Below are 20,370 nucleotides of genomic sequence, written 5' to 3'. Positions count from 1 at the left end.
CTTTACCTATCAATGGGTTGCGAGCTGCGCAATTGGCGCTTAGGCCATTCCTGGGGCGTTCTGGAGTTTCTTTCCATCTCTCCCCAGTCACCGCTAGAGTTCAACCAGCGCGCATAAGTCGAGAGCAGCATCTGGACGCTGTGTCCAAGCTGTTGGGCAATAAAGGCGGGATTCATGCCAGACATTGTGCATATTGTCGCATAAGTGTGACGGCAGTTGTACGGTGGGCGATAACGTGTCGCACGCTTCTTCAAGGTTCGGCGCTGGTTTATGCAGAACCGGGATCTGTCTGATGGTTTGGCTCATTCAGGGGGCGGGCACACGTAGGGGAACTCCTTGATCACACGTCGATGTTATTTTTGTTCAGCGTTGTGTTCGGGACACCGGGCGTGGCTCTGGGTAAAGTCAGCACCGCTTGCCCGGCCTGGTGTGTTTCAGATGGATTACTGAATGGCCAGCACTTGGTCAGGGTGGGCACCTATTCAGATTCGTCTCCCTTATGTCGCGCAGGGCGGTGCAGAGGGGTCTATTCTTCTTCGTCAGGGGCCGGGTTTCCGGGCGCGCTGGCGCTTCGTTGTCATCACCGCTGACCATCACCTGATCGATAGCGGGAGCGCAAATGGTCTCTCATCATGGATGGGATCAAAATGAAACTGATTTTGGTGATGCTTGTTGTTGGTCTGTTGGCTTGGAAGCTTTCCCCTGAACTACAGTCCTGGGCTGCGGCTCAACTATCGAATCCCAAACAAATCGCTACAGTCGTGACTGCGCCAAAGCCTGTTTCAGCTCCTTTCAAATGTGATGGACGCAAGTATTGTTCGCAGATGACCTCGTGTGCAGAGGCCAAGAACTTTCTGCAAAATTGCCCAGGAATGAAAATGGACGGCGACAACGACGCAATACCCTGTGAGTCGCAGTGGTGCCAATGACTATTTGCCGCTGAGCAACAGCAGTTGAAACTCTGGCTTTGCCGCACGCTGAACCGCGCGCGACAAACCGGTGACTGACCAGATCGAGACTCAGAGCAAGTAGCCAGTGGCTTGTCCGAGGTGGTTGTCCTGCCCTCCGGTGATGAGGTGCAGTGGAATGTGTTGTTGTTCATCAATGGATGGGATTTCAAAACTTCCCACTATTTGAAGGTGTCGCTCACTCAGCCCGGTCGACTCTTCTTCTTTTGCCTTAGCCATTCTCGCGTGGTTCGCTGCGATTTCATTGAGAGTTGACACGTTACATCTCCCGGTGACTGACCAAGCGTATCGCTGGAGTCCTAAACGTTAATTTAATTGCCGCCGCGTCAGAATTACGTCGCTCTGGGGCTGCTAGGTCCGGGCTTTGCAAAGCCTAAGCCAGACAGGGCCTCGTATTGAGTGTCGTGTTTACATATGCGACGGATGGTGGTATGGCAGGAGGCTACTATCGGGAGAGCGGTTCGCATTACGGCCGACCCGCGCTAACAATAACGTGGACACATTTTCACAGTTGAAGGTTAACTATTAATTACAAAGTATGGCTAAAATGCCATCTTTCGACCCTGTGCCGACCGTCGGCATGGCTCAAGAACGCGCCATTGGGACGCAGTTTGTTCACTTCTGACGTGTGACGATTTTCGTGAAACTTATTATTGCCGCTATTTATGTCATCTCCATCGCATATGTTCACTTGCGTGGAAAAGTGCGCCACAAATTAGGCCGCCAACTGAGCGACCACTCGACGTTTCTGGCGCCGATCAATTGCTTCCTTTATCTGTTCTCGAAAACACCCAATAAGCCTTATCTCAATCCGGCAGACTTTCCCGACTTGAGCCCTTTGCAGGCTCATTGGGAAGAGATTCGCGCCGAAGGCCAGAATCTGCTCAAGGCCGGGGAGATCAAGCGTTCGAATCAGTACGACGACGTTGGTTTCAACTCGTTTTTCAAAAGTGGCTGGAAACGTTTCTATCTGAAATGGTACGGCGACAGTCACCCATCGGCCGCAAAGCTCTGCCCGCGCACGACTGAGCTGGTGCAAAGCATCGGCTCGATCAAGGCCGCGATGTTTGCTGAATTGCCGCCGGGTTCGAAACTGGTGCGTCACCGCGATCCGTATGCCGGCTCCTACCGTTATCACTTGGGACTGGAAACGCCGAACAATGCCGGTTGCTACATCAACGTCGACGGTGAGAACTACCATTGGCGCGACGGCGAAGCGGTGATGTTCGATGAGACTTTCATTCATTACGCCGAAAACACCACCGCGCAGAACCGCATCATCCTGTTCTGTGACATTGAGCGGCCGATGAAGTATCGCTGGGCGGCGGCGTTCAACCGCTGGTTCAGCCGTACGGTGATGGCGGCGGCGGGGGCGCCGAACGATGCCGGCGACAAGGTCGGTGGTATCAACCGCTTGTTCGCCAAAATCTACAAGATTCGCCTGCGCGGCAAAGCGCTCAAGAAACGTAACCGCACTCGCTACTACCTGGAGAAGTGGGCGGTTTTTGGTGGGTTGCTGGTGATTTTTGTTTTGATCTGAATTTTGCGTTGTGGCGCATGACGCCATCGCGGGCAAGCCCGCTCCCGCAGTATCCACGCGCCCGCCGAACCTGTGGGAGCGGTCAGCCACGAGAATGCTTCGTGGCTTTTTTGTCTGTAGTCGTTTTGGCTTTTGCTGTCGTTTTACCGCCACCCTTGCCACCTAGGCTCCGCTTGAGCAGCTCGGTCAGATCGATAACATCGGCGGTTTTACGCACCTCTTCCCCTGTCGCCGTTTCGACATCTTCGATCTTGCCTTCATTCGCTTTCTTCTCGACCAGCGCCATTATCTTGTCTTCGAAGCTGTCGCGGTACTCCTCGGGCGTCCAGTCGGCACTCATGTCCTCCACCAGTCGTTTGGCCATCTCCAGCTCACCTTTGGCCAGATCCGGCTTGGTCACTTCACTGCCCAGTTCCAGTTGATCAAGGCTGCGCACTTCGGCGGGCCATCGCAGCATCACCAGCACCATGGCTGATTCCAGCGGCATGAGCGCCGCCAAGTGCTGGCGCGAATGCAACACAACGCGGGCCAGCGCGACCTTGTCGGTTTTGCTGAGGGTTTCGCGCAACAGCGCATAGACCTTGCCGCCGCGCTTGTCCGGCGCCAGGTAGTAGGGCGTGTCGATGTTTTGCAGAGGGATCTGCTTGCTGGCGACAAAGGCAAAAATATCGATGGTTTGGGTCGACACTGGATGGGCCGAACGAATCTCCTCTTCACTGAGCACCACGTAACGTCCCTTTTCGTACTCGACCCCTTTGACGATGTGCTCTTGGCTGACTTCCTTGCCGGTGACCTTGTTGATGCGCTTGTAGCCGACCGGGTCCATGCTGCGGCTGTCGAGCCAGTTGAAATCAATCCCGCGCGAAGACGTCGCCGAAACCAGCGCCACGGGGATGTGCACCAGACCGAAACTGATTGCGCCTTTCCAGATTGCCCGTGCCATCGTCGTGATCTCGTCGTTGATGTTCTGGTGACCTGTGGTCAAGGGCAAAAGTTTCAGTCGGCAGCGGCCCGGTCCTGCGGGCGGATCGGCGGTGCCGTTAACTCGTGTTACATCTTGTGGGGGAGGTTTCAGTTAACAAATTCGAACCCTGGGCGTAGCGTGGCTTCATTCATCCATGAAATGTGGCACGCTCATTTAGAGAGGTCCCCATGAACCGATGTGTGCTCGGCGTCATCGCGCTGGCATTGAGTGGCCTGCTAAGCCCTTTGGCTCTGGCAGACGCCGCATCGCCGTCCTCGTCCTTGCTGATGGCGCAGAACCTGCCGGGCAGCACCAATAACAATCCCTACAACAGCCCGATCCGTCGGGCCAATCCCAACAGCATGCAAGGCACCCAGCCAAGCATCCCGGTGATCCGCGGTCCAAACACGGTGCCTGTGCCACGACCCCCAACGCTCGATAACGGCGGTATCGGCAACCGCTATCCGCAAGATCGATCGGCTCCCAGCAGCCCACCGAAATTCATTCCCAATCCACCGCCCCGGGACTCGGGCCGCAACTACCGTTGAACGGCAGGACAGAAGTCTTGCCAGCCATTTTGACGACAAAAGGAATCGTGCATGTTGGGTAAAACCCTCTTGGCCACTTTCTGTGCCAGCGCGTTATTGACAGTCACGGCGCCCGTCTTCGCGGCGCCAACACAGGATTTTAAAAGCGAGCAGGGCACCGTTGAGCTCACGCCAATCGTTAAAGGCCTGGAGCACCCTTGGGCGCTGGCGTTTCTGCCCGACCGCCAAGGGATGCTGGTGACCGAGCGGCCCGGCAACCTGCGGGTGGTCAGCGCCGACGGCAAACTTTCGGGCCCGCTCAGTGGCGTGCCTCAGGTCTGGGCCAAGGGGCAAGGCGGGTTGCTCGATGTGGTGTTGTCGCCCGATTTCAAGCAAGACCGCATGGTCTATCTGTCTTACGCCGAAGGGGGCGGTGAAGGCGGCAAGGCCGGCACGGCGGTCGGTCGCGGACGGTTGTCGGAAGACCTGACGGCGATCAAGGATTTCAATGTGATCTTCCGTCAGGAGCCCAAACTCTCGGTCGGCAATCATTTCGGCTCGCGGCTGGTGTTCGACCGCGACGGTTATCTGTTCATCACCCTGGGCGAGAATAACGACCGGCCCACGGCGCAGGACCTCGACAAGCTCCAAGGCAAGGTCGTGCGGCTCTACCCGGATGGCAAGGTGCCGAAGGACAACCCCTTTGTCGGGCAAAAAGGCGTTCGCCCGGAAATCTGGTCCTACGGCCAACGCAACCCGCAAGGCGCGGCACTCAACCCCTGGAGCGGCACACTCTGGGAAAATGAGCACGGCCCCCGAGGCGGTGACGAGATCAACATCATCGAACGAGGCAAGAACTACGGCTGGCCGCTGGCAACCCACGGCATCAACTATTCCGGCCTGCCGATCCCGGAAGCCAAGGGCGAAACCGCCGAAGGCACCGTGGCCCCGCACCATGTCTGGGAAAAGTCCCCGGGCCTGAGCGGCATGGCCTTCTACGACGGCGATCGCTTCAAGGCCTGGCAGCACAACGTATTTATCGGGGCGCTGGTGAGTCAGGAACTGATTCGCCTGCAGTTCGAAGGCGACAAAGTCGTTCACGAAGAGCGGTTGCTCGGTGAACTCAATAAACGGATTCGCGATGTACGGCAGGGGCCGGATGGGTATTTGTATTTGCTGACCGATGAGGACGATGGTGTGTTGTACAAGGTTGGGTTGAAGTAAAACGCATAACCTGTGGCGAGGGAGCTTGCTCCCGCTGGGGTGCCAAGCGCCCCCCATGCAATCGACTGCTTCGCACTCGAACGGGAGCAAGCTCCCTCGCCACAGGTTTACTCACGCCGGTAGAGAATCACCGCAGCCCGCAGCTTGCCTCGTCCGAAACTGCACATTTTGTCGAATTCCCCATGGCTGACCGGCAAGTGCTGGCAGTCCATCGGCTGACGATGCTGGCTGTGATCCACATCCGGATCATGCAGGTAGACGAACTCTTCATCGCAATCGGTGACGATCACCCAGTGCGGCGCCTTGGAACGGGTCAGGCGATAGCTGCTGATCAATACCAGCGGCTGTCCACCATCGTGCAGTAACCGTGGCAGATCCAGTGGTCCGCCGATCATTCGTTCCACGTCGGTGGCTTGCAGCTGCGCCGTGAACTCCTCGTGTACCAGGCGCATTACATCCTTTTTATGAGCATCGCGCACACCGTCGAGAAACAGCGGCCCGGCCATGCTCAGTTGCAGCCGCACCCGAAAGCCACGCCGCCATGCTGCCAGCGCCAGACCTTGAGGGCTGCAGCCACCGTGACCAGACGTCATGAACACCGTGGTCGCCTCACGCCAGATTTGCAGTTCTTCGCCGCGCTCCAACGCTCGATCGTCTTGCAGCGCGCCCATGGCCATCAGCAGGCAGGCCGGGCCACAGGTGAACTCGGTGGTCTGCGGGTAGTAAGGCACCTTGATGTTGCGTGAATCGTGGTGGTGGAGGATACGTTTTTCCAATCGCAGCGCGTCGGCATGGTCTTGGTAATAGTCGTGAATCAGCGCGAAACGCCGGTAGCCGTTGCGCTCATACAGAGCAATCGCCGTCGGATTGTCGATACGCACTTCCAGCCTCAGGTAGGCGCAGTCATGCTCAACGGCGCAGGCCTCGACACGTTCGAGCAATTGCTTGCCCAGTCCACTGCCGCGAGCATCAAGGGCTATCGCAATCGAGTACAGGCGCGCCAATGAAGTGCCCCGGTGAAACAGCACCACCGCATAGCCCACTAATTGCTCGCCACGTTGGGCCACCAGCAGTTGCCCGTGAGCCCGACTAATCATCCATTGAAAACTGCGACTGTTGAGCCGGTCCGTGGTGAAACATTGCTGTTCGAGTGCCAGCAGTGCCGGTATGTCTTCAACTACCGCCAAGCGAAAAACAGGATTCATATGACCGCCGTAAAAGTTGCGTAACGAAACGGGACTTTCGAAAAAGTTCGTGCTTAATAGGAAAGGTCTTGTTCTTCAATGGATCAATCACTATGTCAGCGGTACAAGGTCATTGGCGCGAAGTATCTGAGCAAAAGTTGCCGACAGCAATAACTTCTGCAAATTATTTAAATGGCTCGATCAGAACTTCCAGCCAGTTGATGATCATCGTCGAACGCAAGGAAGACTGGGCCTCCTACTTTCCCAGTGAAGACATCGTCACTGCCCAGGAATACCTCGAACAGACCCGCGACAACGAGCAGGGCAAGCGGGTTCAGGTGATCAACCTGTGCCGCAGCTACAAGTACCTCGGGCACGGTTATTACTGCTCGCTGCTGGCCGAAGCGCGGGGGCACAAGGTTATTCCATCGGTGCGAACCATCAGCGAACTGACCCGTAAATCCCTGTATGGCCTGGCCCTGGATGATCTGGATAAAACCCTGGAAAAAGCCCTCAGCAATCACCTTTACAGCGATACCGAAGGGTTTACCCTGACACTGTACTTCGGCAAAACTTCTATCGAACCATTACAGGATCTGGCTCGACAGTTGTTCGAGGTTTTTCCTTGTCCGATATTGCTGGTTGAGTTTCGTCGAACTAACGGTTGGCATATCGAAGGTGTAAAGTTTGGTGCCTTGCATAAGTTGCGTGGAGATCAGGAAGATCAGTTCGCTCATGCGCTCGACAGTTTCAGTCGCAAGATCTGGCGCATGCCGCGCTCCAGGCGATTGGCCCGTTATGACCTGGCCATTCTGCACGATCCGCTAGAAGCATTACCGCCCTCTAATCCCAAGGCTTTGGACAACTTTGTCAGGGTCGGCAAGACACTAGGCATCGACGTCGAGCTGATTGAACGCAAGGACTACGCCCGAATCGCCGAATACGACGGGCTCCTGATCCGCGAGACAACGAGCGTCGACAACCACACCTACCGCTTCGCCAAAAAAGCCGAGAGCGAAGGTTTGGTGGTGATGGATGACCCGGCGTCGATCCTGCGCTGCACCAACAAGGTGTACCTGACTGATTTGCTCAAAAGCCATCAGCTGGGTATGCCCGCCACTGAAATCCTCTACAAGGAACGACCGGAAGATTTCGAGCGGGTAGGCGAGCGTCTGGGGTTTCCACTGGTGCTGAAGATACCCGACGGTTGTTTCTCAAAGGGCGTTATCAAGGTTGAAAGCCAGCAAGCCTTGCTTGAAGCCACCGCCGAACTGTTCGAACACTCGGTATTGCTGCTGGCCCAGGAATTCTTCTACACCGAATACGACTGGCGCATTGGCGTGCTCAACCGCAAACCAATCTTTGCCTGCCAGTACTTTATGTCCAAGGGCCATTGGCAGATCTACAACCACAAAGCCAAAGGCCAGGACATCAACGGCGAATGCCGCACCCTGGCGGTTCACGAAGCGCCGCGAGCGGTGGTTGAACTGGCGGTAAAAACCGCGAATCTCATTGGCGACGGCCTCTACGGCGTTGACCTGAAACAGTCCGGCGACAAAGTGGTGGTGATCGAAGTCAACGACAACCCGAACATGGACGCAGGCATCGAAGACGCCTACTTGCAGGACGATTTGTATTCCTTGGTGCTGGAAGAGTTTGTCCGTCGGCTGGAGCTCAAACGCCGCGGCCAAGCCTGGTGAGCGGCCGATGATCAAGAGTTTTGAGCTGAGCCACGGCGCCCTGCACGCGATTGAGCGGCTAGACGCCGACGTGATGCTATTCAGTAACCCCGACGCGGCCGAACGGGATCTGTTGCACAGCCATTTCAAACTCGACGAACACGCTCTGGCCTCAGCCCTGGACCCCGACGAGGTGTCGCGCATCGAGTTCCACCCCGACAACCTGTTCCTGATCTGGAAGCGCCCGGAAAACTACTCCGGTGGCGGCAGCCTGGCCTTCGAAGTGTCGTCCTGCGGCTTGCTGTTTTCCCCGGGGCGTCTGCTGGTGATCGCCACCGACGACTCGCCGCTCAGCGGCCTCGGCACGCGGCAGTCACTGAACACGCCACTGGATGTGTTGCTCGACCTGTTGTTCAACAACATTCACCACTATCTGGGGCACCTCAAGGTGATCAAGATGGTTGCCCGGGAGTTGCAACAAAAATTCAATGCCTCGATGCAGAACCAGCACCTGATTCAGATGTTCAACCTCAGCGAAAGCCTGATCTATTACATCAACGCTATTCACAGCAACGGCGCGGTCCTGACCCGGCTGCGTAATCATGCGGCGAAGGAACACTTCAGCGCTGAAGCCATTGGTTTGATCGACGACCTGATTATCGAAAACAACCAGTGCTACAAACAGGCGGAAATCTACTCCACGGTGTTTTCCGGGCTGATCGATGCGCGGGGCAACCTGATGAACAACAGTATGAACAACCTGCTGCGCAAACTGACGTTGATCAACGTGGTGTTTCTGCCGTTGAACCTGATTGCGAGCATTGGCGGTATGTCCGAGTTCAGCATGATGACCGCCGGCACGCCGTGGTGGCTTTCCTATCCGTTGTTTCTGACGGCGATGATGCTCGGGGCGGGGGGGATGGTGATTGGCCTCAAGCGCCTGGCGAAGTGATTCCGGCGGCTGTCAGATCGCCTTCGCGAGCGGGCTTGCTCGCGAAAGCCATCGAAAAATCACAACAATCCTGAATCATGCTTGTTGAGTGGTATCGATGGAGTTTTCCCACTTTGAAGCCCCCGCACCACCAGATACAACAACGGCCCGACAGACACAAAAATCGCCGTCACCAACAGATAGGGAACCACTGACAATCCCGACTGCCCACGCTTGCGCGCATCCTGGTACATCCAGATACCGGCAAGGGTCGCCAATAGGTATAGATCGATCACCACCTGCGCGGTATCCGGCCGCGACATCAGGCTGATGCCGAAGTCGAGCAACGACTGCTCGGCTTGTAGCATTACTGAAATGGTGTAGCCGGCGAAAACGATCAGGGCGATGAGGGGCAGGGCGACAGACTTCATGGTTTCCTTCCTTGGGACAATGAGCAGAATCGCCAGCCTACAGCGACCCTCGAAAATTGGCCATTGACTTGCCATTAGCGTCCGGCTAATTTCCAGCCATGACTTCCACCGTATTGCGCTGCCAGCCAAGCATTATTACCGCCATTCCTTATTTGGCGGGCTAGCTCACGACTGCAGCACCCAACCCGCCCTAGAGGCGGGTTTTTACTTTCTGTCTCTGGGCTCCGATCAAAGTCAGGAGACGACCATGAACAGCACCCCCGCCCAGCAGAGCTTGCTAGAGCACTACGTGAAAAAGATCCTCGCCGCGCCGGTTTACGAACTCGCCGTGCGCACGCCGTTGCAAACCGCACCGGCCTTGTCCGAGGCGTTGGGCAATCAGATCCTGCTCAAGCGCGAAGACTTGCAACCGACGTTTTCCTTCAAGATCCGCGGTGCCTACAACAAACTGGTGAACCTGAGCGACGAACAGAAAGCCCGTGGCGTGATCACGGCCTCGGCGGGCAACCATGCCCAAGGCGTAGCATTGGCGGCCCGCGAGTTGGGTATCGCCGCAACCATCGTCATGCCCTGCACGACGCCGGAATTGAAGGTGACGGGTGTCCGCAGCCGAGGCGCCAATGCGGTGTTGCACGGCGAGAGTTTTCCGTTTGCCCTGGAGTACGCACTGAGCCTGGCAAGGCAAACCGGTCGCACCTTTGTCTCGCCCTTCGATGACCCGGACGTGATCGCGGGGCAGGGCACCGTCGCCATGGAAATCCTTCGCCAGCACCAAGGGGCGCTAGACGCGATTTTCATTCCGGTGGGCGGTGGTGGCTTGATCGCCGGCATTGCCGCGTACGTCAAATACCTGCGCCCTGAAGTCCGCATCATCGGCGTCGAGTCGGAACATTCCGCCTGCTTGCAGGCTGCATTACAGGCTGGCGAACGGGTTGTGCTGCCAACCGTCGGCACCTTCGCCGATGGCGTGGCCGTTGCAGAGATTGGTGCCTATGGTTTTGAGGTCTGCCGGTTTTGTGTCGATGAGGTGATGACCGTCAGCAACGACGAACTCTGCGCCGCCATCAAGAATATCTACGACGATACCCGCTCGATCACCGAGCCTTCCGGCGCCTTGGCCGTGGCCGGGATCAAACAGTACGTGGCACGAACCGGCGCCAAGGGTCAGACCCTGGTGGCCATCGATTCGGGAGCGAACATCAATTTCGACAGTTTGCGACATGTGGCCGAGCGCGCCGCGTTGAGCGGCGTGTCGGCGTGAGGGACAGGCCGTTTACTCCTGAACGGCTTTCTCGACATGGCTCGACGCCGACCAGATCCGGTAGCGCACTTCGACGTCCTTGGGCACGTAGAGCACGATCGGCAACTTGCTGTTGTAACGCAGCCTGAAACCGTCACCGACCACCGGCACGAAGTCCTTTTTGCTCTTGCCATCCGGGCAGGCCATCATCGTGCTCATCGGGCCGGTGACTTTTTCCAGTCGGTAAAACGGGTAGCCCCAGCCCTCAAGGTTCTTTTCCTCAAGCATGCCGCCCAGGCGCTGACGGTTGCAGTCGACGGTCAGGGTCTTGCCGGCCAGGATTTCGACCTGATAGCCGTCTTCTTGTTTTTGCGGGGTGAGATGAATGACCTGGCGGGTAAAACCGTTCTCCGGCTTGGGGTATGGAGCGACATCTTCGAGGGTTGCGGCGTGGGTTACGGACGACAGAATGGCAACTATCAGCCCGGCGGTCGTGTTAAGCGGCAAAGCACCCATGATGCCTCCTTGCGTGTGTGTGGGGTCAGCGGATACTAATTGGATGGGCCGCATTCTTACTGCCGTCCTCGCCCAATGCAAACCCGCCATCGGGGTGTTTGCAAAATGCAGGGCTTGAAACAGTCCTTTCTTGCATATTGCACGACTCGCTTTATTGCCACCCCCGCCCAACCCTTGATTTGCCGACGAGTCGCAGGGCGAAATTCTGGGCATGTTTTATGCTGAAGCTGTCTTGAGTTGACCACGGTCTCGTTGAGTCGGCGCTGAAACAAAAAAACGGTCGGACGTTGGAACGATGAAGCCCGCCAGGAAGAAAAGAACGGGTGATCTGAGCTCCGACCGACATTGATTCTTGATTGGCAATCTCACAATACCGAGAGGGTGGCCATGTTTCTTTCTGCCTTGGAACTACGCAATATCGTTGAAAGCAGTTTTCTCCCGAAGCGCTGCCAATGCACGCTGTCGCCGGACCTGTCGATGACCGTCAAAGTGTATTCGGACAACGAGACTGACCATCTCGACCTGTGCGTCACCGGTATAGACGCCCATCGCCTCAACGGGTGTCGGGAGATCAATAATCTGATCGCCGAGTTACGCACCGACCTTGAGCACAACAGCCATGGCCAGTTGTTCAGCGCTAAGTCGAAAGCCCATTAACCGGCCGTTTCACCCAGTTCGACCGACACGCGCCGGGTCTGGATAAACCCCAGGCCCAGCGCCAATTCCACCAGGATCGCCAGCAAAATACCCGGCCCGGCATGACCATTGAGCCATTCGCCGAAGCCCAGTGCTGCCAAACCGAAACACCCCACCATAAAGCCGCTGCACATCGCGCTTCGCGCCGCCGAGGGCGGTGCCTGCCGCACGAAATAAAACATCACCCCCAATGCGCCGAACAGCACCGCACTGCGCCTGGCGATAAAGCCCGCCGCTGACGAATACTCGATACTCCAGATTGCCAACAACCCTTGCGGCATCAAACCCCAGACCAGTGCCAGCAGAAAACAAAGCGCGGCGGTGAACGTCGACAGAGTGCGAAATGAGAACTGCATGGCAAATCCGTTCGGCAGTGAGGGAGACGCCAAAGCATAGCGTCAGAACCCTCACTGGCCTACTGCCAAGCACCGAATCAGAATCTTCTGTCAGTTCTGATAACTGCACGCGTCAGAAAGTTTTAGGTAGGTGATTGCCGCAGGCTTGCCCGAGGCGCTATCGATGTACTTCATCTCAGCGGTGACCACCTTGCAGTCCAATGTCGACGGTTCGATCATGGAAATGACCTTGCCCACATGCAGCGGCATGCCGTAGTGGTAGGGCACGGCCTGGGAGGACGACGTATCGTTGGCCTGAGCGAAACCTGCGAGCGCGGTGCAGGCGAGGGCGGTGGTCATCAGTAGTGTTCGCATGTTCATGATGGGTCTCCAGTGCAGAGGAAGTCAGTTCGACTGAAGAACGTCGAACCTGCCGCACTGGGCGTCAGAGGTAGCTGAGGGCGTGCGGTCCATTAAAGTTTGGACCGTGGAGTTAAGCGATGGTTAACTGCGTGAATGCCGTTTGTCGTGAGGCGTTTTCTGTCAGAGGTTTCATTTAGGTAAAAAAGCTGCGGGAGCTTCGGCCCGTTCCTACAAGTTAGGGCGCTTTGTCGCCTTTCGCCGGCCGGCTGCCAGCGGTTATTGTTTGGCTTCGCTGCAAAATCAGCGAACAGGTTTGGTCACCTGACTAACACTGCACATATATGTGCCATCATTCGCTCTGCGGACTTCTACGTCTCGTAGTGCGTTGTAATGGTGGCTGTGTGCAGGACGCTTTCGGGCGAGCCGTTTTGAGTGTTAGCGGTTGACCAAGCCTGTACGCAGCCGCCTCCCATCGTTTGGTCACGGTGCTGGCGATTACTAATTAATACTTGAGTAATTACTATGCCAACGATAAATCCGTTCCCCGAACGCTACCGTTCAATCAAAAGCAGTGTCACCGACTCAAATCCTTTGGTGATCGACACAGAAGCCAATCCCCAAGATATTCTCGAAGCCGCGTTGCAGCGCATCCGAGCCTCCAGCCAGTTACTTGAAACACTCCACTGCCAATGCTTCAAGCACGGCGATGTTCAGGACATTCCGCACATTACCCATGCGCTTTATCTGCTGACGCAGGATGGTTACGACCTGCTGCAGGTCGCGCAGCAGCGGATGATGGGCTGGAAAGCGCCGGTCTGACGCCACAGCATGACAAACAAGCCAGTCTCTTATGAAGGCTGGCTTGTTTGCGGGACGCACTGAAAACTAAGCCGTCCTCAGTTCACTGCCACTCGCTTGAGGAATCATTGCGAGCTGAACCTCGACAGTGTTTTCTTTTTTCGCCATCCAGCGATCGACGTTGATTTTATGTTCCGGCGCCTGGGCGGCAGAGCCGTAAATGTCTTCGGGCGTCAGTTTAAGGAAGCTCAAGGCGTGCAGCCGTTGCCGGGCTGTATTCAACCGACCTATTTCCGCTCTCAGTAAACTCGCTTCTCGCTGGTTTGCCTGACGGTCGTATTGGAAGGCGTTGTTCAGTTCAACTTCCTTTGCCTTCAAACGGTCCTGCATCTCTTGCAATTGGTAGTAGACCTGATCGTACTCAGTCTTGGTCACCACCGTGGTTCCGCTTTCCTGGGTTTGCTGCCAGCGGCGCAATGTTGCCCAGGCGTACGGAATGTACGAGGGCACCATGTAGTGATCACTCATGTGGAACAGTTGCTGCACAAAAGCGGCACGGTCGGGTAAGTCTCCAAACTTCTTCAATGCTTTGGTACAGGCGGCCTCTTCGATGGAATCGCAACCTGGATCCCAGAGAACGGCGGATTGCTCACGTCCTTTAAAGTGGACGGGCATGAAGTGGTGCAAATTGCCGTGGTGCTCGTATGGCGCGCCGCCGGTTCGCGACAGGCCTACAGCGAAAATCAGAGCGCCTAACGGGGCGGTGACAAAACTGATGATTACACCGGGCACCCAGATACGTTTACGAGTGTTCATCCATGGCGCGGGAACACTTGGGATCGGGTCGTTATTGTTGACCATTCGGTGATGGGCCAGTTCTGCGGCGCCGTTGACGAAGTCGGCGTCGCCGGCTCTTGGGGAGCCGTAGGTGTAAAGCAATATGTCGTACGCATTTGGACTACGTCGTAACGCTTCTGCGAGCAATGTCGCGATTGCCCCGCCCAGGCTATGCCCGCAAATAATGATTTTTTGCCCCGTGTGGAACTGGTCGAGGTAAACCTGAACAAATTTACTCATCGCCTTATAGGCCTTGTAGAAGCCTTGGTGCGTTTTACCTACACCCTCTTCAAATGGAACTTGCTCTGCATCGGTGTCTCGCACAAAGTCCACGAGTTCTTTCGTTCCACGGACGGAAATCAGAATGACTTCGTCATGGTGGGTTATGAAAGCCTGAGTATTACTACCACCTTTTACTTGGCCATCATCAAAGAAATGCCATTTTGCAGGCCATTCCTGCTCTTCGCCTAATTCAGGTTTGTTTTTTTCGTAGAGCGTCGGATCAAACGGCAGGACTTCGAAACGCTTCGAGTAGGGCACATCTTCATAAAGCGGGTAGTAAGGGATCGTCTGGGCTGAATTGATTTTCCAGATTTCTTTGAAACTAGCCAGTCCATTTCCAAACAAGTATCCGACGCTCGGATCGAGAGGTAATTTGACAGTGTCGGTTGGCTGTTCGGCCGGTTCTTGACCAAAGTCGCAGTAGCTAAGACTGGCAAACAAAGAAAGCTGATACAAATTCAAGGCGCTGAATTTATTGTCTTTTGAAAGCATAGGGCGATAAGAGCGTAACGGGCGAATTTCAAGAGCAGTGTGCTTGTTCGGAAGTAAGACAACTCCCCATAGGTCCATTTTTTCTTGGCCGAATCCAAGGTCGCCCATTAAATTTAGAAGATTATGATTCGGTGGGTATTTGCTTTTTGATTCAGGAGGAAGATGGGTGTGTTTTTGAACTAAGTGTTTAACTTCGATGTGAAAAAAATGGTCGGCTTTCGCTTTTGCAGGATTATTTTCAACCCGTAGACCATCCTTGCGGATGAAACGGGTTGTTTCGGCTCGCACCTGTAATTCGGTGATTTTTAGAGGGTAGCTCGGCCGTGTCATTAGAGATTTATAGAACTTGTCGTCTCCTTTGTAGGTGCTATCCACTGTGAGAATGACGGGGCCTTCGTAATTGTCGCAAACCTTGGCGAAACCTTCAGAATCTAAAATCCCTTCATGAGACTGCTCGGTACTATCAACAAGTTTGTAGGCTAAGCCGGCATAGGGTTTACCATCCCCTGACTCATCCACTAGTTGAAAACTAACCCAAGTGCCTCTGAGCGGGCAGGCTTGTTTAGTATCAGTCAGTAGCGGTTGTACTGGTTTCTTTGCTGGCATGTGTGAATTTCCTTATTCGTTGCAAGCCGGATAGACGGTGCAGTCACGTCCATCTGGCATTTTGAAGGGTTTAAAGTCAGTTTTATTGTCTCCGCAGAACGCATAAGGGTCCTCAAGGCTGTCACCCATGCAACGCTTCCAGCCAGACGGGAACTTCACCCAATTATCACCTACGGCCGGCCTTTCTTCGCTTGAAATAGCGAAGACTACTTTAACCGTCTTCCCTACCAATTGAGCACGTTGCAGCGGACCTTTTGCAACTGCGCCACTTTCCTGTTCAGGTGTTGCCACAGATTTACATTTCAAAATTTTAGCTATGTAACGATTGGGTCCTACTGTACGAAACAACCATTCGCACTGTTTCTGTAGTGTCGTGGGTGAAGGAGGATTGAGACTGTCTGCAACTCCATCCTGAAACGAAATCCCCGCGTAATCCCTACCTAAATTGAGGCGGGCAGCTCCGTACTTTGCGTCGACCTCATATCCGAAACTTTTAAGTACCAAAGGGCAGCCTCCTTCGTTACTTGTCAGTGGGACTTCGAAATGTGCCGTCTGCGCTTCGTTATTAAGTTCTTGCTCAAAAAATTTTTTGCCAGGGTAGTTTCTCCCATTGCGAGGCGGGATCGTACAAGTCTCTCCCATTCTAGGCACATAAGACGCTTCGCCTTTAATGCTGAATCCGGGTGGCAGTTCAGTTACCAGCGTGAAGCTATCCTGTTGCGCGACTGAGCATCCTGTAGCCCCGAGTACCCCTAACCCGATGGCAGCAGCTCGAACAAGTCCAGTGAAAAAGTCTCGAGAAAACATTTTATTGTCCTTATTCGGTGCAGTTTGGGTAGACGGTGCAATCACGTCCATCCGGCATTTTAAAGGGCTTGAAGTCGGTAGTGTTACCGCGACAAAACGCATAAGGGTCTTCGAGGCTCTTTCCCATACACCGCTTCCAGCCTTCAGGGAACTTAACCCACGTATCCCCCATATATGGGGTTTCTTCCTTTGCAATTGAAAATACTATTTTTAACGTCTTTCCGGCGAATTGAGTACGTTGCAGTGGACCTTTTGCAACTGAACCGCTTGCTTGTTCGGGAGTAGCCACCGATTTGCATTTCAGAATTTTAACGATGTAACGATCAGGCCCAGCCGTGCGAAACAACCATTCACACTGTTTGCGTAATGCTGTGGGTGAAGGATAATTTTGACTGTCTGCCGTTCCATCCTGAAAGGCAATACCCGTGTAATCCCTACCTAAATCGAGCCGTGCAGCTCCGTACTTCGCGTCGACCTCATATCCGAAACTTTTAAGTACTAAAGGGCAGCCTCCTTCATTGCTTATCAGTGGGACTTCGAAATGTGCCGTCTGCGCTTCGTTACTCAGGTCTTGCTCAAAAAACTTTTTGCTCGGATAGTTCCTGCCTTTGCCAGGAGGGACCGTACAAATCTCTCCCGTCCTAGGCACATAAGACGCCTCACCTTTAATGCTGAACCCCGGCGGCAATTCGGTCACCAGCGTAAAGCTGTCAGCAGATCTAACCGAACAACCAGAAGCTGCCATAACACCCGCAACAGCGAACAACCAAAAAAAACGCCCCAAAAAGGTTGCGCCAGACGCCTCAATCTCACCCACGCTCTGACTCACCTAACTGCGCATCAAACACCCGCTGACACCGCGCAAAGTGTTGCTCCGGCGTTTCACCCGGCAACGGTTGCCAAGCCACATCGTCCGCGCATTGAGGATCAAGTCTGAGGCTGAGCATGAACTCGCGTTGTTCCGGCGTGTTCCATTGCCAGGCCTCAAGCAGGTCCATCTGTTCTTCCAGCCATTCGCGCACGTTGCGGGTTTCGGAGAGTTTGGCGGCGGCTTCGACGTGGTACACCAGCAACCAGCGTTTCAGGTTTTCGCGCAAGATGCTGCGCGTACGCTCCGGCGAGTTTGGAATTCGCAACCACGGCGCGGGGTTTGGCACCGGGTACAGACCGGGTCTGGCGTTGTCCGCGCTTTTCCACTGCTCTTCATCCCAATACAGCACGCTGCTGATCGGGCCTAGCAGCAAGGGGCGTTCGGTCTCGCTCAGGTTGGCAAGGCAGCGAGCAATCACGCGGTTGTCCTGAAAACGGAACAATGAACGCTCACCATCTTCCTCAATCACCATTCGGGCCTGCCAGTGTTGGGTCAGGCCATCGAGGTCGGCCTTGTCCATGCTGCCGATCCAGCCCCAGTTGCGTTGTGGGTCGTCGAGCAGTTTGCGGAAGGCATCGGCGCCGGGGTTGTGCAGTTCGGTCAGCCAAGGGCTGATGGCGGCGAACTCAACGTATTGGGTGCGTCGATAGAGTTGCACCGAGCGCTGCATCAGGCCTGCGCTGTAGAGCGAGGTGACGGGGTTCGGTTCGGCGAGGCTGTCGAGGGCCAGGATCAGGACGCGATTGAGCCGGGCTTGTTCGCCGAGCCAGTTGTTCAGTGCGTCGCTCATGCTGTTGCCCCCAAATCACATTTGCCTTCACGGCAGGCTTCGCAAATCGGGCAGCGGATGTCGCCGGCCGCACGGGCAGCCTTGGCCATGGCCATTTGCACGGCGGCCGGGACGAGCAGGGCGCCGGCCTTGTCTTTGGCGGCGGCCCACGGGATTACCGGGTCGAGAATCTGAATTCCTGTACCTGCGCCGGGAGCACCTCCGGAATTAACCTTCACCTCAGCCCCGCTAATCGTCACCCCACCCGCATCAATCTTCACAAAGCTCCCACCAGCCTTGGCCGTCAGCTCCATGCCACCCTCAACCACCACCTTCTCCCCAGCGTGGTAGTGAATCTCCTGACCCGCCTCGACAAACTGCGCCGTCCCGACCTTCACATGCTGGGTCACACCGACGGTGAGGTGATCATCCGCCCGCGCCTCGGTCTTGCGGTCCAGGTGGGTAACCCGGTGCTCTTCCACCTTGAACTCACTAAAAGCATTCGCTTCAACGGTGTCATGCCTTTCATTGCCGACGCGAATTTTCTGGTCGTGCTCGATGTTTTCATCCCAGTCGCGCTGGGCGTGCAGGTAGATCTGTTCCGCGCCTTTCTTATCTTCGATGCGAAACTCGTTGTAGCCCTTGCCGCCCGGTGAGCTGAGGGTCTTGAAGGTGCTGCGGGTTTTGTTCGCTGGCAGGTCGTAGGGGACGACGTTTTCCTTGTGGTACAGGCAGCCGGTAATCAGTGGTTGGTCGGGGTCGCCTTCGAGGAAGGTGACGAGCACTTCCATGCCGACTCGCGGAATGGCGATGCCGCCGTAGGCGTTGCCGGCCCAGCCGGTGGCGACGCGCAGCCAGCAGCTGCTGGTGTCGTTGCCCTGGCCGTCGCGGTCCCAATGGAATTGCACTTTGACGCGGCCGTATTCGTCGCAGTGGATTTCTTCGCCCGGCGGGCCAGTGACGATGGCGGTCTGGCTGCCCAGCACTTTGGGTTTCGGGTGCTCCAGGGCAGGGCGGAAGTGCGCGTCCCACGGCGTGGCGAGGAAGCGGTTGCGGTAGCCCTGGTGGAAGTCGTCCTTGTTATGGGTGACGTCGCTGGTGATGTTCTCGCCGAGCACTTGCGGCTGTTTGCCTTCGTGGACGATTTCCAGCAGCAGCCAGAGGTCGTTCCACTCGGCGCGCGGGTGTTCGCTGAGGGCCATGAAGTGGCCAGTGACCAGGGTCGGTTCGTCGCCTTTGCCTTCGGCGAGTTGGTAGTCGCTGCGATGGCGTTCCAGGGCACGGGTCGCCAGTTGCTTGCCGCGCGCGCGGTCGGTGAAGCGGCCGGGGTAGTCGTAGTCTTCGAGGTCCGGGGCGAATTCGCTTTTAGCCGCGCCTTCGGGCAGCAATCGTGGTTTTTCGAAGTCGTAGTCGCGGCGGCTGACGCGGGTGGTGCGGGTTTCCAGGCGCAGGTTGAAGCGCTTGATCACCGGTTTTTTGGCGGCCATGCCGGAGTCTTGCTGGTAGCTCACTGGCGCGAGTTTGCGGAACACCGTCTGGTCATCGCCGAACACCAGTTTGTGGCCGCTGGCACTGTGCTGGAAGTGGAAGTGAATGCCTTCCTCTTCGCACAGGCGCTGGATGAAGTGCAGGTCGGATTCGTCGTACTGCACGCAGTACACGCGCTCGGGGTAGATCGCGCCGAGCTGGAAGCTGTAGGCGTCGGCCAGAATGCCCCGGGCTTCGAGCACCTGGGCGATGATCTTTGGCACAGTTAAATGCTGGAAAATCTGCTGGTCGTGGTTGTGCCGCAGGTAGGCGAGTTGCGGCACCAGGCTGATGCTGTAACGGGTCAGGCTCTTGCCGGAATCGCCTTGCTCGATGCGGTAGACCAGGCCATGGATTTTGCCTTGGCCAGTGGCGCCGAAGGTCAGGCAACCGGGCTTGTGCAGCAGCTCTTCGAGTTTCAGGTCGGGGCGGGCGCTGACCAGTTCGATGTCGAAACAGAACGGCTGGTTGAGGGCTTCGCGACCGACGAAGCTGAGGACCTGCAGGTCGACGGAAATGCCTTCGAGCGTGAGGGAAATATGGATTGCGTTTGCGTCCAGCATGCCTTGAGTTCCGTCCTTTGAAAAAGCAGGGGCGGATGGTGCAGCATTAAAGTGCCATGTTCAAGGTTGAAATGCCGTAGGTCCGGGGCCTGACGGCTATCGGGCTTTCCCCTATAGCCGAGCTTTTGCGCAATGAATACTGGCATTTTTTGAAGCGATTGGCCGTCACGCCAAATAAAGGAAGGCCCCACTGGGTGGGGCCTTCCGTATTACTCAGCCA

Annotated in this window: 20 protein-coding genes and 1 pseudogene; 9 read left to right on the top strand and 12 right to left on the bottom strand. The window is 56.0% G+C overall.

All coding sequences use genetic code 11. The features are described 5' to 3' along the window. The first annotated feature begins 647 nt into the window (after positions 1-647). On the top strand, positions 648-929 hold the full coding sequence (locus tag PSH88_RS15700; RefSeq protein ID WP_305421421.1) for an excalibur calcium-binding domain-containing protein: 282 nt from the start codon (positions 648-650) through the stop codon (positions 927-929). A 90-nt stretch (positions 930-1,019) separates the two neighbouring features. On the opposite strand, the gene PSH88_RS15695 is transcribed toward PSH88_RS15700, so the two are convergent. Further along, positions 1,020-1,226 (bottom strand): hypothetical protein, encoded by a 207-nt coding sequence (locus PSH88_RS15695; RefSeq protein ID WP_095054913.1) that lies wholly within the window; start codon positions 1,224-1,226, stop codon positions 1,020-1,022. 382 nt (positions 1,227-1,608) lie between these two features. Here PSH88_RS15695 and lpxO point away from each other — a divergent pair, with 382 nt between their 5' ends. Continuing rightward, the gene (gene lpxO / locus PSH88_RS15690) at positions 1,609-2,508 is read left to right on the top strand and encodes a lipid A hydroxylase LpxO (protein WP_305421420.1); all 900 of its coding nucleotides are present in this window, start codon (positions 1,609-1,611) and stop codon (positions 2,506-2,508) included. An 82-nt stretch (positions 2,509-2,590) separates the two neighbouring features. Here the strand turns inward: lpxO and ku are convergent, their stop codons facing one another. Then, complete coding sequence (ku, locus tag PSH88_RS15685; RefSeq protein WP_305427006.1) at positions 2,591-3,451, bottom strand: non-homologous end joining protein Ku; 861 nt, start codon at positions 3,449-3,451, stop codon at positions 2,591-2,593. 209 nt (positions 3,452-3,660) lie between these two features. On the opposite strand from ku, the gene PSH88_RS15680 reads away from it, so the two are divergent. After that, positions 3,661-4,020: a hypothetical protein gene (locus PSH88_RS15680; protein WP_305421419.1), complete on the top strand. Its 360-nt coding sequence runs from the start codon at positions 3,661-3,663 to the stop codon at positions 4,018-4,020. Positions 4,021-4,071: 51 nt separating this feature from the next. Continuing rightward, entirely contained in the window at positions 4,072-5,223 is a 1,152-nt protein-coding gene (locus PSH88_RS15675; protein WP_305421418.1) for a PQQ-dependent sugar dehydrogenase, read from the top strand. 107 nt (positions 5,224-5,330) lie between these two features. Here the strand turns inward: PSH88_RS15675 and rimI are convergent, their stop codons facing one another. Next, positions 5,331-6,428, bottom strand: a complete 1,098-nt coding sequence (gene rimI, locus PSH88_RS15670) for a ribosomal protein S18-alanine N-acetyltransferase (RefSeq protein WP_305421417.1) — start codon at positions 6,426-6,428, stop codon at positions 5,331-5,333. Between the two features lie 200 nt (positions 6,429-6,628). On the opposite strand from rimI, the gene PSH88_RS15665 reads away from it, so the two are divergent. Further along, positions 6,629-8,107 carry a RimK family ATP-grasp domain-containing protein gene (locus PSH88_RS15665; RefSeq protein ID WP_305421416.1) on the top strand — a complete coding sequence of 493 codons (1,479 nt, stop codon included), beginning with the start codon at positions 6,629-6,631 and terminating at the stop codon, positions 8,105-8,107. A gap of 7 nt (positions 8,108-8,114) precedes the next feature. Continuing rightward, positions 8,115-9,038, top strand: coding sequence for a magnesium transporter CorA family protein (locus PSH88_RS15660; RefSeq protein WP_305421415.1), 924 nt, complete (start codon positions 8,115-8,117; stop codon positions 9,036-9,038). A gap of 59 nt (positions 9,039-9,097) precedes the next feature. On the opposite strand, the gene PSH88_RS15655 is transcribed toward PSH88_RS15660, so the two are convergent. After that, positions 9,098-9,448, bottom strand: coding sequence for a DUF2834 domain-containing protein (locus PSH88_RS15655; protein WP_305421414.1), 351 nt, complete (start codon positions 9,446-9,448; stop codon positions 9,098-9,100). Positions 9,449-9,695: 247 nt separating this feature from the next. On the opposite strand from PSH88_RS15655, the pseudogene ilvA reads away from it, so the two are divergent. Next, a pseudogene (gene ilvA / locus PSH88_RS15650) lies at positions 9,696-10,691 on the top strand (threonine ammonia-lyase, biosynthetic); the annotation flags it as partial. A gap of 30 nt (positions 10,692-10,721) precedes the next feature. Here the strand turns inward: ilvA and eco are convergent. Further along, a complete protein-coding gene (gene eco, locus PSH88_RS15645; RefSeq protein ID WP_305421412.1) occupies positions 10,722-11,204 on the bottom strand; it encodes a serine protease inhibitor ecotin in 483 nt (160 codons plus the stop codon). Positions 11,205-11,591: 387 nt separating this feature from the next. On the opposite strand from eco, the gene PSH88_RS15640 reads away from it, so the two are divergent. Beyond that, entirely contained in the window at positions 11,592-11,861 is a 270-nt protein-coding gene (locus PSH88_RS15640; protein ID WP_305483290.1) for a DUF1652 domain-containing protein, read from the top strand. Here PSH88_RS15640 and PSH88_RS15635 read toward each other — a convergent pair. Both PSH88_RS15635 and PSH88_RS15630 read right to left on the bottom strand, forming a co-directional pair. Then, positions 11,858-12,256 carry a hypothetical protein gene (locus PSH88_RS15635; protein WP_305421410.1) on the bottom strand — a complete coding sequence of 133 codons (399 nt, stop codon included), beginning with the start codon at positions 12,254-12,256 and terminating at the stop codon, positions 11,858-11,860. The genes PSH88_RS15640 and PSH88_RS15635 overlap by 4 nt on opposite strands. Positions 12,257-12,346: 90 nt before the next feature. After that, a complete protein-coding gene (locus PSH88_RS15630) occupies positions 12,347-12,616 on the bottom strand; it encodes a DUF2790 domain-containing protein (protein WP_305421409.1) in 270 nt (89 codons plus the stop codon). 504 nt (positions 12,617-13,120) lie between these two features. On the opposite strand from PSH88_RS15630, the gene PSH88_RS15625 reads away from it, so the two are divergent. Continuing rightward, positions 13,121-13,417 carry a hypothetical protein gene (locus tag PSH88_RS15625; RefSeq protein ID WP_305421408.1) on the top strand — a complete coding sequence of 99 codons (297 nt, stop codon included), beginning with the start codon at positions 13,121-13,123 and terminating at the stop codon, positions 13,415-13,417. A 66-nt stretch (positions 13,418-13,483) separates the two neighbouring features. Here PSH88_RS15625 and PSH88_RS15620 read toward each other — a convergent pair whose 3' ends face one another. Genes PSH88_RS15620 through PSH88_RS15600 form a run of 5 tightly spaced genes read right to left on the bottom strand, consistent with a single transcriptional unit; the run spans position 13,484 to position 20,150 of the window. Then, positions 13,484-15,613 (bottom strand): lipase family protein, encoded by a 2,130-nt coding sequence (locus PSH88_RS15620; protein ID WP_305421407.1) that lies wholly within the window; start codon positions 15,611-15,613, stop codon positions 13,484-13,486. 12 nt (positions 15,614-15,625) lie between these two features. Further along, positions 15,626-16,420 carry a hypothetical protein gene (locus PSH88_RS15615; RefSeq protein ID WP_305421406.1) on the bottom strand — a complete coding sequence of 265 codons (795 nt, stop codon included), beginning with the start codon at positions 16,418-16,420 and terminating at the stop codon, positions 15,626-15,628. A 10-nt stretch (positions 16,421-16,430) separates the two neighbouring features. Next, positions 16,431-17,237, bottom strand: a complete 807-nt coding sequence (locus tag PSH88_RS15610; protein WP_305421405.1) for a hypothetical protein — start codon at positions 17,235-17,237, stop codon at positions 16,431-16,433. Further along, complete coding sequence (locus tag PSH88_RS15605) at positions 17,230-18,081, bottom strand: DUF4123 domain-containing protein (protein WP_305421404.1); 852 nt, start codon at positions 18,079-18,081, stop codon at positions 17,230-17,232. The genes PSH88_RS15610 and PSH88_RS15605 overlap by 8 nt, the downstream gene beginning before the upstream one ends. After that, positions 18,078-20,150, bottom strand: a complete 2,073-nt coding sequence (locus PSH88_RS15600) for a type VI secretion system Vgr family protein (protein WP_305483289.1) — start codon at positions 20,148-20,150, stop codon at positions 18,078-18,080. The genes PSH88_RS15605 and PSH88_RS15600 overlap by 4 nt, the downstream gene beginning before the upstream one ends. Positions 20,151-20,370 lie beyond the last annotated feature (220 nt).

The sequence above is a fragment of the Pseudomonas wuhanensis genome (genome assembly GCF_030687395.1).
In the GTDB taxonomy this organism is placed as follows: Bacteria; Pseudomonadota; Gammaproteobacteria; order Pseudomonadales; family Pseudomonadaceae; genus Aquipseudomonas; species Aquipseudomonas wuhanensis.
This window is presented reverse-complemented; position numbering and strand designations above follow the sequence as displayed.